This is a genomic window from Rhizobium sp. 05L429 (assembly GCF_056397645.1).
The window spans coordinates 131,340-143,850 of sequence record NZ_JBFTNV010000003.1 but is presented as its reverse complement, the minus strand read 5'-3'; the positions used below and the strand labels follow the sequence as shown (position 1 = coordinate 143,850).

Annotated in this window: 13 protein-coding genes; 9 read left to right on the top strand and 4 right to left on the bottom strand. The window is 60.0% G+C overall.

The window, feature by feature from the left end; translation table 11 throughout:
* Window positions 1–2 precede the first annotated feature (2 nt).
* The 4 genes from AC1DNW_RS03970 to AC1DNW_RS03955 are packed head-to-tail and all read left to right on the top strand — an operon-like array spanning window position 3 to window position 3,545.
* Window positions 3–935 (top strand): carbohydrate ABC transporter permease, encoded by a 933-nt coding sequence (locus AC1DNW_RS03970; RefSeq protein WP_113298782.1) that lies wholly within the window; start codon window positions 3–5, stop codon window positions 933–935.
* Window positions 925–1,767 carry a carbohydrate ABC transporter permease gene (locus AC1DNW_RS03965; protein ID WP_113298783.1) on the top strand — a complete coding sequence of 281 codons (843 nt, stop codon included), beginning with the start codon at window positions 925–927 and terminating at the stop codon, window positions 1,765–1,767. The genes AC1DNW_RS03970 and AC1DNW_RS03965 overlap by 11 nt, the downstream gene beginning before the upstream one ends.
* Before the next feature lie 18 nt (window positions 1,768–1,785).
* The gene (locus AC1DNW_RS03960) at window positions 1,786–2,838 is read left to right on the top strand and encodes a sn-glycerol-3-phosphate ABC transporter ATP-binding protein UgpC (RefSeq protein ID WP_115037621.1); all 1,053 of its coding nucleotides are present in this window, start codon (window positions 1,786–1,788) and stop codon (window positions 2,836–2,838) included.
* Between the two features lie 8 nt (window positions 2,839–2,846).
* Window positions 2,847–3,545 carry a hypothetical protein gene (locus tag AC1DNW_RS03955; RefSeq protein WP_477851974.1) on the top strand — a complete coding sequence of 233 codons (699 nt, stop codon included), beginning with the start codon at window positions 2,847–2,849 and terminating at the stop codon, window positions 3,543–3,545.
* Window positions 3,546–3,582: 37 nt separating this feature from the next.
* On the opposite strand, the gene kdgD is transcribed toward AC1DNW_RS03955, so the two are convergent.
* The 3 genes from kdgD to AC1DNW_RS03940 all read right to left on the bottom strand — a co-directional run bounded on the left by kdgD (window position 3,583) and on the right by AC1DNW_RS03940 (window position 6,308).
* Window positions 3,583–4,506 (bottom strand): 5-dehydro-4-deoxyglucarate dehydratase, encoded by a 924-nt coding sequence (gene kdgD / locus AC1DNW_RS03950; RefSeq protein ID WP_477852117.1) that lies wholly within the window; start codon window positions 4,504–4,506, stop codon window positions 3,583–3,585.
* A 44-nt stretch (window positions 4,507–4,550) separates the two neighbouring features.
* Entirely contained in the window at window positions 4,551–5,531 is a 981-nt protein-coding gene (locus tag AC1DNW_RS03945) for a mannonate dehydratase (RefSeq protein WP_113308941.1), read from the bottom strand.
* A 66-nt stretch (window positions 5,532–5,597) separates the two neighbouring features.
* Window positions 5,598–6,308, bottom strand: coding sequence for a FadR/GntR family transcriptional regulator (locus AC1DNW_RS03940; protein WP_113298787.1), 711 nt, complete (start codon window positions 6,306–6,308; stop codon window positions 5,598–5,600).
* Between the two features lie 123 nt (window positions 6,309–6,431).
* Here AC1DNW_RS03940 and AC1DNW_RS03935 point away from each other — a divergent pair, with 123 nt between their 5' ends.
* The 5 genes from AC1DNW_RS03935 to AC1DNW_RS03915 are packed head-to-tail and all read left to right on the top strand — an operon-like array spanning window position 6,432 to window position 11,536.
* Window positions 6,432–8,027, top strand: a complete 1,596-nt coding sequence (locus AC1DNW_RS03935; protein WP_477851972.1) for an ABC transporter substrate-binding protein — start codon at window positions 6,432–6,434, stop codon at window positions 8,025–8,027.
* A gap of 15 nt (window positions 8,028–8,042) precedes the next feature.
* Complete coding sequence (locus tag AC1DNW_RS03930) at window positions 8,043–9,071, top strand: ABC transporter permease (protein ID WP_113508059.1); 1,029 nt, start codon at window positions 8,043–8,045, stop codon at window positions 9,069–9,071.
* On the top strand, window positions 9,068–9,970 hold the full coding sequence (locus AC1DNW_RS03925; RefSeq protein ID WP_113308944.1) for an ABC transporter permease: 903 nt from the start codon (window positions 9,068–9,070) through the stop codon (window positions 9,968–9,970). Before AC1DNW_RS03930 ends, AC1DNW_RS03925 begins: the two co-directional genes overlap by 4 nt.
* The gene (locus AC1DNW_RS03920; protein WP_113308945.1) at window positions 9,957–10,799 is read left to right on the top strand and encodes an ABC transporter ATP-binding protein; all 843 of its coding nucleotides are present in this window, start codon (window positions 9,957–9,959) and stop codon (window positions 10,797–10,799) included. Before AC1DNW_RS03925 ends, AC1DNW_RS03920 begins: the two co-directional genes overlap by 14 nt.
* Window positions 10,799–11,536 (top strand): ABC transporter ATP-binding protein, encoded by a 738-nt coding sequence (locus tag AC1DNW_RS03915; protein WP_113298828.1) that lies wholly within the window; start codon window positions 10,799–10,801, stop codon window positions 11,534–11,536. Before AC1DNW_RS03920 ends, AC1DNW_RS03915 begins: the two co-directional genes overlap by 1 nt.
* Before the next feature lie 2 nt (window positions 11,537–11,538).
* Here the strand turns inward: AC1DNW_RS03915 and AC1DNW_RS03910 are convergent, their stop codons facing one another.
* Window positions 11,539–12,492, bottom strand: a complete 954-nt coding sequence (locus AC1DNW_RS03910) for a sugar-binding transcriptional regulator (RefSeq protein ID WP_113308946.1) — start codon at window positions 12,490–12,492, stop codon at window positions 11,539–11,541.
* Window positions 12,493–12,511 lie beyond the last annotated feature (19 nt).

Here is a 12,511-nt window from a genome sequence, read left to right as displayed (position 1 = left end):
AGATGGCTGTCGCACAGGACAACGCAACTTCGGAAGGCCGCTCCTCGTCGCCGTTCTGGACGATTGCGCGGCGCGACAGCCTCGCCGGCTTCCTGTTCATCGCTCCGCAACTGATCGGCATCATCATCTTCGTGCTGATCCCGCTCGGTCTGGTCTTCTGGTATTCGCTGCACGAGTGGAACGTGCTCGCCAATACCTTCACCTATACGGGCACGCAGAACTACCAGATGCTGAGTGAGGACCCGAACCTGTTGCAGGTGCTCGGCTCAACCGCCATCTTCTCCGCCGGGCTTGTGGTTCTCAATCTGTCGCTGGCCTTGCTGCTGGCGGTGCTGTTGAACCAGAAGCTTGCAGGTATCACGATCTTCCGGACGCTGTTCTTTTCGCCTGTTGTCGTGTCGCTGGTGGCCTGGACGATCGTCTGGGGGTTTCTGCTGCAAAAGAACGGCGGCATTAACGGCATGCTGTTGCTGTTTGGCATCGAGGGTCCGAACTGGCTGCGCGGCGAGACCACCGCGATGATCTCGGTCATCGTCGTCCAGGTGTTCAAGAATGTCGGCCTCAACATGATCCTCTTCCTTGCAGCCCTCCAGGGCGTGCCGAACGAGCTCTATGAGGCGGCCCGCATTGATGGTGCGCCGCGCTTCAAGCAGTTCCGCCGCATTACCCTGCCGCTGATCAGCCCGACCATCCTGCTCACCTCGATCATCACCATCGTCGGATCGCTACAGGTCTTCGCGCAGATCGCGGTGCTGACGCAGGGCGGGCCGGGCATCTCGACGACGGTGCTCGTCTATTATCTGTACCAGCAGGCTTTCCAGTTTCATTTCTTCGGTTACGGCTCCACGCTGTCGATCCTGCTCTTCCTGATCGTCGCCGTGCTGACCTTCGCCCAATGGCAATTGCGCAAGAGGATCGTGTTCTATGAAAGCTGAGCTCCCCCCGCGCATGAAGGTCTTTCTGTACGGGCTGATGTGCGTGCTGCTCATTCCTTTCGTCTTCCCGACCTGGTGGATGGTCACCTCTTCGGTGAAGCCGATCAGCGATATCTTCGCCTTTCCGCCGCAACTTTTCCCGCAGAGCTATGACTGGACGACCTATGGCAAGGTCTTCGAGCTGCAGCCTTTCGTCAAACAATACTGGAATTCGGCCTATATCGCCGCCGCGGTCACTGTTGGCACGATGATCGTCTCATCGATGGCCGGTTACGCCTTCGCGCGCATCAAGTTCCCCTTCGCCAACACGATCTTCATGGTAGTGCTGCTCGGCCTCTTGATCCCGTCGGAGGTGACGATCGTGCCGCTCTTCCAGATGTTTTTGAAGGCCGGTATGGTCAATACGCATTGGCCGCTGATCCTCGTGCCGATCTTCGGTGCGCCGAGTGTTTTTGCCACTTTTGTCATGCGACAGTTTTTCGTGACGCTGCCGGTCGAACTGGAAGAGGCAGCGCGCGTCGATGGTCTCGGGCGTTTCAAGATCTTCCGCAAGATCGCGCTGCCGCTTGCCAGACCGGCACTGGCCTCTGTGGCGATCTTTACCTTCCTGCACTCTTGGAACCTCTACCTCGAACCGATCGTGTTCCTGTCGAGCGCGGAGAAGTTCACGCTGCCGCAGGCGCTGACCCAATATACCGATGCCTATGGCGGGCCGATGTGGAACATCCAGCTTGCCGCGGCGACACTCACGGCGCTGCCCGTCCTCATCGTTTTCATCATCGCGCAAAAGCAATTCGTCGAAGGGCTCGCGCATACCGGCCTCAAGGGCTGAAGAACCGGATTTTCCCCCATGGCTGACGTTACCCTTTCCCGTGTCCGCAAGAGTTATGGTGCGCTCGACATCATTCATGGCGCCGACCTCGGCATCCGCGACGGCGAATTCGTCGTGCTGGTCGGGCCATCGGGTTGCGGCAAGTCCACTCTACTCAGGATGATTGCCGGGCTCGAGACGATTACCGGCGGGGATATCAGGATTGGCGGACGGGTGGTCAATGATCTCGATCCGAAGGATCGCGACATCGCCATGGTCTTCCAGAACTACGCGCTCTATCCGCATATGACGGTCGCCACCAATATGGGCTTCTCGCTGGAGCATCGCGGTACCAGCAAGGTGCAGATCGCTGAGCGGGTGACATGGGCAGCCGACATCCTCGGCCTGTCTCACCTGCTCGATCGTTATCCGCGCCAGCTCTCCGGCGGCCAGCGCCAGCGCGTCGCCATGGGGCGGGCGATCGTTCGCAATCCGCAGGTCTTCCTCTTCGACGAGCCGTTGTCGAACCTCGACGCCAAGTTGCGCGTCGTCATGCGCGGCGAAATCAAGAGCCTGCATCAGAGGCTCAAGACGACGACCATCTATGTCACCCATGACCAGGTCGAAGCCATGACCATGGCTGACAGGATCGTCGTGCTGAACGCCGGCAGGGTGGAGCAGATCGGCGCGCCACTCGACCTCTACGACCGGCCGGCCAATCAGTTCGTGGCCGGTTTCATCGGCTCGCCGGCGATGAATTTCCTCAGCGGCACAATCACCGAAAAAGGGTTTGCGGCACCCGGCATCGTATTGCCGCTGCCGCAGGTGGCGCATGACTTGAACGACCGCAAGGCGGTCTACGGCATCCGGCCGGAGCATTTCGCACTCGACGACGGCGGCGTGCCGGCGCAGATCGTTCTGGTCGAGCCCATGGGATCGGAAACCCAGGTGACGATGAAACTCGGCGAGGCCCAGGTCACCGGCGTCTTCCGCGAGCGCGTGTCGCTCTCCTCCGGCGCGACGATCCACGTTCGTCCGGAGCTTTCCAATATCCACCTCTTCGCCGCCGACGGCGGCTTGCGTCTAAACTGAGGTTTCTCATGCCGACCTATCCGGAAACCAGACTTACCAGGGCGCTGCGCGAGGGCGAATTCCCGGTCATCGTCTCGCTTGCCCGTCACGATCTCGACCTTGCGACGGCGGCCATCGGAGCGGGTGCGTTTGCGATCAAGATCCATCTCAACGCCTATCATCGCGCCACCGGCACGACCTTCGGCAGCTTTGGCGAAGAGCGACCCTTCCTGGAAAGGCTCGCGACGCTTGGCGTTCCGCTTCTGGTGATGGTCGGGCAGGAAACGGTTCCGAGCCCGCAAGAGCTGGATGTGCTCGCCGATCTCGGATTTGAAGGCTTCAACATCTATTTCACCGACATGCAGCCGCATCTGCTGCAATCAAGGCTACGGCCCATTCCGGCTCTTGGAGAGGCGAGTACGGACGAGGATTTGCAGAGAATTCTCGACATTCCCGGCGCGATGATGGAAGCCTCCGTCGCTTCCTTTGCCGACTACGGAAAGCCGCTCGACGAAACCGATCTCGCCCGCTACCGGACCATCACTGACAAGGCGGGCATTCCGGTCATCGCGCCAAGCCAGAAGAAGTTTGTGCCCGATGATATGCAGAGACTGAGGGCCGCGGGTATCGCGGCGCCGCTGCTCGGGGTTATCGTCACCGGCACGACGCCCGAGAGCATGAGAGCGGCGGTGACGCCGATTGTCGCGGCGGCGCGACGGTGGCGCTGACTGGACACCGGCCAGCCAGCCCAACGCCGCCGCGGGCTTACTCCGCGGCCAGTCTCGTCGGATCGTTGGCCTCGACAATCGACCGCAGAACGGAAAGCTCCTCGGCCGAAAGGTCCGTGAGCGGTGCCCGCACGGTGCCCGGATCGCGGCCGATGACTTTCAGTCCAGCCTTGATGATCGAAACCGCATAGCCCTTCTTCCGATTGCGCAGCGCAACGAAGGGGAAGAAGAAGTCCTTGAGAATCTGATCGACGGTCTTCTGGTCTCCTGCCCTGAGCGCCTTGTAGAAACGTTGCGAAAGAGCCGGCACGAAGTTGAAGACCGCCGAGGAATAGGTAGTGACGCCGGCGGCGAAATAGGCCTGCGCGTAGACTTCATGGGTCGGCATGCCGCCGACATAGACGAGCCGGTCGCCGATCTTGGTGGTGATCTCGATGACACGGTCGACGTCGCCGACGCCATCCTTGAAGCCGATGAGATTGGGGCAGTCGTCGCAGAGTTGCGCGATGCTGTCGGCCGACAGGATCGCGTTGTCCCTGTTATAAACGATCACACCGATCCCGACGGATTGGCAAATGGCCTTCACATGGGCGACGAGTCCGGCTTGCTCGGCAAACATCAGATAGGGCGGAAGCAGGAGCAGGCCATCGGCGCCGGCCTTTTCAGCAGCGCGTGCGATGTCGATGGCAAGCGACGTGCCATAGCCCGTTCCGGAGATGATCGGCGTTTTGCCGGCGGCGGCCTTGGCGGCGCGTATGACGGTGGGGATTTCTGCCGGATTGAGGGAGAAAAATTCGCCCGTCCCGCCGGCGGCAAAAAGCGCGCTGGCATCATAACTGGCAAGCCAGTTCACATGGTCGCGGTATGCGGCTTCGTTGAACTTGTTCTCGCTGTCGAAATGCGTCACCGGAAAGGAGAGGAGGCCGTTGCCCACGGCTTTCTTGATGGCGTTGGGATCCATGTTGAATTCCTTGAATAATTGCTGATTGAAGGTGAGCGTGTCGCTCACATATGACCGGCTTCCATCGCCTCGAGCACCGCCGCGATGTAACCGTAGCAGAAGCTGAAGGCGACGCCCGTCGCGTCGCGGCCGCTGATTCGCGGTACGTGGTCCGGCATGACCATGTATTTGTAGCCGACCTCCCGGTAGACCTTCAGCGAACGCACCATGTCCATGTCGCCCTCGTCGGGGAAGGTTTCCATGAAGGAGAGTTTGCCGCCGCTGATGTTGCGGAAGTGCACGTTGAAGATCTTTTCGCGCGTACCGAACCAGCGGATGATGTCGTCGATTTCCTCACGCGGATTGTCGAGCATCTCGCCGATCGAGCCCTGGCAGAAATTCAGGCCATGATAGGCGCTTTCGCGCATCTGCACGAATTTCTTCAGTCCGTCGACGGTGCCGAGCACGCGGGTGACGCCGCGATAGCCCGGCGGCGTATAGGGATCGTGCGGATGGCAGGCGAGGCGCACTTTGTTGCTTTCAGCGACGGGAACTACGCGCTCCAGGAAATAGTCGATGCGCTCCCAGTTCTCGTCCTCTGACAGGACGCCTGCAAGACCGGGCGCTGCCTGCTGATCGGTCTTGTCCCAACGAAAGGCCTCGTTCAGAGAACCACCACGGCCTTTTTCAAGGTCCGTACGCGGAATGCCGATGAGGTTGAGATTGTATTTCGTAGCCGGAATCCCGGCCTTTGCGCAGTTCTCGATCATCCGGCAGACGGCATCGATCTGGCGGTCGCGTTCCGGGCCGGCGAGCAGAATGTCGGGATAGGACGCGTTTTCGATCGGCTTGGAGGGCAGGGGGAGCTGGATCATGTCCAGAACGAGACCGAAGCTTTCGACATGATCGCGATGACGTTCGAGATCTTCCAGCGTCCAGCTCGACGGCGCACCCGGTGGATCCGCCGAAATATGCTTCACGCCCAGCTGGGCAAAAACGCGAAAATCATCGTCGTCCCGCGCGGCGACCTGGGTTCCCAAATACACGATTAACCTCTCGCTCATTCAAATGACGTCATATGACATAATATGAATTTCGAAGTTTGTCGAGCCTCATTGCTGCTCTGCGAGCATCCGGTATCGTCGCTGGCTCGCCATCATATGCGCGCGCATGGCCTGCCTCGCGCGATCCGGATCCTGCTCAGCGATAGCCGCCAGGATCTCACCATGCTCTGCATGAACTCTTTCAAGATAGGCGCGGTCATTGGCTTCAGGCAAGGTCGGGAATTGGCCGCGCGGGATCGCGCGCGGCCCGAAATGACGCAGGGCGTCGATATAAAACCGGTTGTTCGAGGCGTTGGCGATTGCGCTATGGAATTCATAATCGGCCTCGACCGTGGGCTCCCCGCTTTCGATGAGCTGGGCCATTTTCCGGTTGGCGACCCGAATTGCCGCCTCCTGTTCCGCTGTTCTGCGATAGGCTGCAATAGCGGCAGCTTCTCCTTCGACTGCCATGCGAAACTCGAGCAATTCCAATGTTTCCGGAATGCTCTTGACCTCAACCGGCGTCAGGGTCAGCCCGCCATGCGCCTTGGGATCGGATACGAAGACGCCCTTGCCTTGAACGGGCCGGACGAATCCGGCAGCGCGCAGGTCGGCGATCGCCTCCCGCACGACAGTGCGGCTCACGCCGAAGGCTGCCTCAAGCTGAGGTTCGGTTGGAAGCTGATCTCCCTCGCGAAGCTTTCCCGTTTCGATCTGCATGCGCAGCTGGTCGATGACCTGCTGCGCCAACCGCTGTCTGCCACGCGTACCCACCACCATTTCGTGGTTCCCCATTTTCTCCATCCCCCGCCCGTACGGCACTTGCAAACTTCTTTGAAAAGTCATAATACGACATACGGACGACATATTATGTCTTGTATAGTAACTCAGGGAGGAGTTGCAATGAAGCATTTTTCCAGAAGCCTGTTTGTCGGCGTCGCATTCTGCGCGCTGACTTTGGCGGCACCGGCACTTCGGGCGGCGACGCCCGCCGATCAGCTGGTGGTCGGCACCTCGCTCGCTCAGGTTCTTTCGCTTGATCCACAGCAGGCGACTGAAGCCAAAGCCAATGAAATCATGTCGAACCTCTACGATCGCTTGGTTGCCTCGACTCCTGACGGCAAGATCGTGCCGCAGCTTGCCGAAAGCTGGCAGGTCGATGACAAGGGGATCACGTTCAAGCTGCGCGAAGCGACCTTCGCCTCCGGAAATCCGGTGACGTCCAAGGACGTCGTTTATTCGCTCGGGCGTTTGCTGAAGCTCGATCAGGCCGCAGCCGCCAACCTGAAGCGCGTCGGCTATACGAAGGACAATATCGATCAACTGGTCAAAGCCGTCGACGACAAGACGGTGCGCGTCGATCTTTCGGGTCAGGTGACGTCGGAGCTTCTGCTTTACCGTCTCGCCATGGTCATTGCGAGCGTCGTCGACAGCGTTGAGGTCCAGAAGCATGTCGTCAGCGACGACTATGGCAATGCTTGGCTGAGAACCCATTCGGCAGGCTCCGGACCGTTTACGCTGAACCGCTGGGCGCCCAATGAACTTGTCATTCTCGACGCCAACAAGGACTATGTTGCGGGTGCGCCGAAGATGCGCCGCGTCATCGTTCGCCATGTGCCCGAAAGCCAGGTGGAGCGCCTGATGCTGGAGCGCGGCGACATTGACATAGCAAGCGCGCTGACCGCCTCCGATCTTGCCACCTTCGACAACAAGAAGGGCTTCGAGATCCAGCGTGTGCCCACAGGCGGCTTCTACGTGCTGTCGATGAATGCTGGTAACAAATACCTGTCCAACCCGAAGGTGCGCGAAGCGATCGCCTACGGTATCGACTACAAGGGGATCGAGAAGACCATCATGGGTCCTTACGGGCGTGCGCGCACTGTGCCCGTCCCGGAAAACTTTGAATATGCAATTCCAAGCCCGGACTGGCACCTTGACGTCGCCAAGGCGAAGGCGCTTCTTGCCGAAGCCGGTTTCAAGGACGGCTTTACGGTCAGTCTGAAGACTATCGCGCAGACGCCCCGCATCGATCTTGCCACTGCAATCCAGGCTTCACTCGGTCAGATCGGCATCAAGGTCGACATCCAGCAGGGCAATGGATCCGACATCATCGCGGCCCACCGCGCGCGGAATTTCGATCTGCTCATTCCCCAGACTGGTGCCTACATGCCGAACGTGCTCGGGGCGATGGAGCAGTTCGCCTCCAATCCCGACAATTCTCTCGAGGCAAACAATGCCGGCAATTTCGTCTGGCGTTCGGCATGGGACATTCCCGAATTGACGGCGCTGACGGCGAAAGCCTCGCTTGAGACAGATCCGAAGAAACGTGGCGAACTCTACGTCGAGATGCAGAAGATGTTCGTGGATCAGAAGCCGGCCGTCCTGCCGATGTTCGAGCGCTTCGAGCCCATCGTGCTGAGTGGCAAGGTTCAGGGCTATGTTGGCCATCCGAACCAGACGACGCGCCTTGAGGGCGTCACGAAAGCCGAGACCGATTAAGTAGGGTCGCCGATCATGAAGGAACTCTCTATCAAGGAACTGGCGCGCCGGGTGGGACACCTGGCCGTCAGCCTGTTCATCCTGCTATGCGTTACCTTCGTGATCGGCCGCATTCTTCCCGCCGATCCGGTTGGAGCGATCGTCGGCGAACTGGCAGACCCCACAGCCTATGCCGCCATGCGCCAGAAGCTTGGTCTGGATCTGCCGATCTATCAGCAGTTTTTTATCTATCTGAATGGTCTTGCGCATGGCGATTTCGGGACGGCCGTGCTGACGGGCAATCCGGTCTCTTCGGATCTTGCCCAGGCATTTCCCGCGACCTTCGAGCTCGCCACCCTGGCGATCCTGATCTCGACCTTCGTCGGCGTTCCGCTTGGCCTGACGGCTGCGCTCTTTCGCGACAGCTTCATTGACAAGATCGCCCGGATCGTGGCGCTTGTCGGCCATTCGATCCCGGTTTTCTGGTTCGGCATTGTCGGCCTGGTGATCTTCTATGCCGGGCTGAACTGGGTTGGAGGTCCCGGTCGTGTCGATGTCTTCTACGAGGGCATGGTGACGCCGCAGACAGGGCTGCTGCTCGTTGATAGCCTATTGCAGGGAGAGACGGAGATCTTCTGGAATGCGCTTGGGCATATCATCCTGCCGGCGGTGATCCTCGCCTATGCCGCGATGGCTTATATCACCCGCATGACCCGCAGCTTCACCCTGGAACAATTGAGCCAGGATTACGTGATTGCCGCGCGTGCAAAGGGTGTCGGTCCAGCCCGTACCGTCATCGGTCATGTCCTGCCGAACATCGCCGTCCAGTTGATCACCATCCTGGCGATTTCCTATGGCGGACTTCTGGAAGGCGCCGTCGTGACGGAGATCGTCTTTTCCTGGCCGGGTATCGGCCAATACATGACGAACGCACTGATGATCGGCGACATGAACGCCGTCGTTGCCGCCACGATCATCATCGGCTTCATCTTCATGTTCCTCAATTTCCTGGCGGACATCGCCTATGCGATATTCGATCCGCGAACGCGGGAGGCTGCACAATGAGCGATGCAATCCAAACCAACCTCGCTGCGCGCCCACCGAGCCTGCCTGCACGGATCTCAGGCTCGACGATACGGATCGTTTCAAGGCTGGGGCAGGAACCACTCGGCCTTGCCGGCTTCGTCATTCTGGCGATCCTCTGCGTGGTCGCGATCCTTGCGCCTTTGCTTGCGCCCTATGATCCCAACATCCAGGTCCTGTCCGACGCGCTGCAGCCGCCGAGTGCTGCTCATTGGGCGGGCACCGACGAGTTCGGCCGGGATATTCTAAGCCGCCTGATCTACGGAACGCGGATTACAGTCCAGACCGTGTTTTCTATCTCCCTGATCGTTGGCCCGATCGGTCTTTTGATCGGTGTCGTCGCCGGTTTCTTCGGCGGTCGGACGGATGCGCTTTTGATGCGGGCAACGGATATCGTCTTGTCCTTTCCCTCGCTGATCCTGGCGCTGGCATTTGCCGCAGCACTCGGGGCTGGATTGACGACGGCGATCATCGCCATTTCGCTCACGGCATGGCCGCCTATCGCCCGCCTGGCGCGCGCCGAGGCGCTGGTCGTCAGGAATGCCGACTATGTTGCCGCAGCTCGCCTTTATGGCGCCTCGCCGTTGCGCATCCTGTTCGTCTATATCGCGCCCATGTGCATTCCGTCGGTGATCGTACGCCTGACCTTGAACATGGCAGGCATCATTCTGACGGCCGCCTCGCTTGGTTTCCTCGGATTGGGCGCGCAGCCGCCGGCGCCCGAGTGGGGCGCGATGATCTCGAGCGGTCGCAAGTTCATGCTCGACTATTGGTGGGTTGCCGTCATGCCAGGCGTCGCCATTCTCATCACCAGTCTTGCCTTCAACGTCGTAGGCGACACGCTTCGCGACATTCTGGATCCCCGCCATGCCAGGTCCTGATATGAAGCCGGTACTCTCCATCGAAGACCTCAATGTCAGCTTCGGCAAGAACGCCGTGCCTGCGGTCTCCCGTGTCAGCTTCGACGTCGGGCGCGAGCGCGTCGGCATCGTCGGCGAGTCCGGCTCGGGAAAATCGACGACCGGCCGAGCGATCATGCGGCTTCTGTCGGCAGGCGCTACCGTCTCGGCAAAGCGTCTCGACCTCGACGGCAGTCCGCTTCTGTCTCTGTCTGAGAAACAGATGGGAAAGATACGCGGCAAGGATATTGCGCTGATTATGCAAGACCCGCGCTATTCCCTCAATCCAGTGCTCACTGTTGGCAAGCAGATCGCCGAAGCGGCCCGTCTGCATCTCAACCTGCGTGGCGGAGCGGCGACCGCTGCAGCCAAGGCAATGCTTGAGCGCGTTCGCATCAGGGACGCCGAGCGCGTGATGGCACAATATCCGCATCAGATATCCGGCGGCATGGGTCAGCGTGTCATGATTGCGATGATGCTTCTGGCGAGGCCGAAGCTCGTCATCGCCGACGAGCCGACTTCAGCGCTGGATGTCAGCGTGCGCAAGGATGTGCTGACGCTCCTGGATGAACTTGTGCGGGAGAATGATTCCGGCTTGCTGTTGATCAGTCACGATATCCGGATGGTCTCCGCCTTCTGTGAGCGGATCATCGTCATGTATTCCGGGCGCATCGTCGAGACGCTGACGCGGCTGGAAGATGCAAACCATCCCTATACGAAGGGGCTGATCGCCGCGATGCCCGATCCGCGGCATCCCGTTCGGCGGCTTGCGGTGCTCGACCGCTCGAAGATCGACGTGGAGAACGCATGATGATCGAAGTCCGCGACCTCAACGTCACATTCCTGTCCGGTAAACAGCAAAACCATGTCGTCAAGGACATCAGCTTCAGCGTCGCTCGTGGGGAAACGCTGGGCATCGTCGGCGAATCCGGCTGTGGCAAGTCGACTGTGTTGCGATGCCTGTCAGGCATGGAAAAAGGCTGGTCAGGGGAAATTACGCTGGAAGGCCGGGCTGTCGGCAAGTCGAGAAGTCTGGATGATCTGAAATGCGCTCAGATGGTGTTTCAGGACCCTTACGGCTCCCTGCATCCGCGCCACCGGATCGGCACGGCACTTGCCGAACCTTTGCGGGCGATGGGCAGACAAGAGATCTGGCAAACGGTGGAGCGTTCTCTGCGGCAGGTCGGCCTGCCGGCCGCATTTGCAAGCCGTTTCCCCCACGAACTTTCCGGCGGTCAGCGCCAGCGTGTCGCAATCGCCAGAGCGCTGATCCTGTCCCCGCCGATCCTGCTTCTCGACGAGCCGACTTCGGCGCTCGATGTGTCGATACAGGCGGAAATCCTCAACCTGCTGGCGGACCAGCGCGACGAGATGGGGTTGACCTACGTGCTTGTCAGTCACGATCTGGCGGTGATTGCCCACATGTGCGATCGCGTACTGATCATGAAGGATGGCCGGTTCGTCGACGAGCTCTCGAAACGGGATGTGCAGGACGGAAAAACGCATGACGACTATGCGCGTGAGCTATTTGAAGCGACCTTCATTTGACACTATACGTCGATCAATCGTTGAGCGGTAAACTTGTCCGTTACCAGCATGTCTATGACGCCAACACGCAGGGCACCTGAGATCGCTGCCGTCTTCTTCGAGCCGCCGGCCAGCGCGATGACCCGATCCACCCGTGCAAGGTCCTCAAGCGGAAGGCCGATGACCCTCTCATCCAGCGGTGTCTTCACCGGTTTGCCGTCCTTGTCGAAGAAACGCAGCGAAATGTCGCCGACGGCGCCGGCCTCGGCAAGATCGGCGAGTTCCCGCGACGAAAAGATGTTGCCGGAGCGGGCAAGCAATTCGGACGGTTCCACCGCGCCGATGCCAACGATGGCGAGCGTGATGCTGCCGAACAGATCCATGGTCTCACGAACGAAGGGATCTGACTGCATCAGGAGCTTGGCTTCCCTCGATGTCGTCACGCCCTGGACGGGAAGCAGCTTGGGTTCGGCCCCGGTCAGCCGAGCGAGACGGGTGGTGAGCTGCGTGGCGTGCGTCTGCACGGAAGGGTCGCCCATGCCCCCGAGGGTCTGGACAACGTATTTTACCTGGGCGCTCTTTTGCGGATGGATGTTTTCGACCATCTTGAAGATCGTCTGGCTCCAACTCGACACCCCGACGATCTCGCCAGGCGAAAGTGTGATCTCCAGAAGATGGGCTGCCGCTTCACCGATCCGGGCCATGACGGCGCCGTCCCGGTCCTCGCTGCACTCGACGACAATTGCTTCAGGAAGGCCGAACTTTTGTCGCAGCGCGCCCTCGAGCTCGCTATAGGTGCCGACCGGCGGGATGACGCTGGTGCGAACGATGTCCTCGGCCTCCGCCCTCTTCAGCATTCGCGAGACCGTCGCCTGGGATAGTCGCAAATGCTGTGCGATCTCCGCCTGCCGCCGCCCTTCGATGTGGTACATCTGGGCGACCCTGGAAATCAGGCGGAGTTCGTTGAGGCGGGACATGGGCTATACCGGCTTGAAT

Bases quoted from the DNA above. Each gene is read 5' to 3' on its own strand.
- AC1DNW_RS03915 (WP_113298828.1), top strand. From the start codon at position 10,799: ATGATCGAAGTCCGCGACCTCAACGTCACATTCCTGTCCGGTAAACAG.
- AC1DNW_RS03920 (WP_113308945.1), top strand. From the start codon at position 9,957: ATGCCAGGTCCTGATATGAAGCCGGTACTCTCCATCGAAGACCTCAAT.
- AC1DNW_RS03940 (WP_113298787.1), bottom strand. From the start codon at position 6,308: ATGGTGGTGGGTACGCGTGGCAGACAGCGGTTGGCGCAGCAGGTCATC.
- AC1DNW_RS03970 (WP_113298782.1), top strand. From the start codon at position 3: ATGGCTGTCGCACAGGACAACGCAACTTCGGAAGGCCGCTCCTCGTCG.
- AC1DNW_RS03955 (WP_477851974.1), top strand. From the start codon at position 2,847: ATGCCGACCTATCCGGAAACCAGACTTACCAGGGCGCTGCGCGAGGGC.
- AC1DNW_RS03930 (WP_113508059.1), top strand. From the start codon at position 8,043: ATGAAGGAACTCTCTATCAAGGAACTGGCGCGCCGGGTGGGACACCTG.
- AC1DNW_RS03925 (WP_113308944.1), top strand. From the start codon at position 9,068: ATGAGCGATGCAATCCAAACCAACCTCGCTGCGCGCCCACCGAGCCTG.
- AC1DNW_RS03960 (WP_115037621.1), top strand. From the start codon at position 1,786: ATGGCTGACGTTACCCTTTCCCGTGTCCGCAAGAGTTATGGTGCGCTC.
- kdgD (WP_477852117.1), bottom strand. From the start codon at position 4,506: ATGGATCCCAACGCCATCAAGAAAGCCGTGGGCAACGGCCTCCTCTCC.
- AC1DNW_RS03910 (WP_113308946.1), bottom strand. From the start codon at position 12,492: ATGTCCCGCCTCAACGAACTCCGCCTGATTTCCAGGGTCGCCCAGATG.
- AC1DNW_RS03965 (WP_113298783.1), top strand. From the start codon at position 925: ATGAAAGCTGAGCTCCCCCCGCGCATGAAGGTCTTTCTGTACGGGCTG.
- AC1DNW_RS03935 (WP_477851972.1), top strand. From the start codon at position 6,432: ATGAAGCATTTTTCCAGAAGCCTGTTTGTCGGCGTCGCATTCTGCGCG.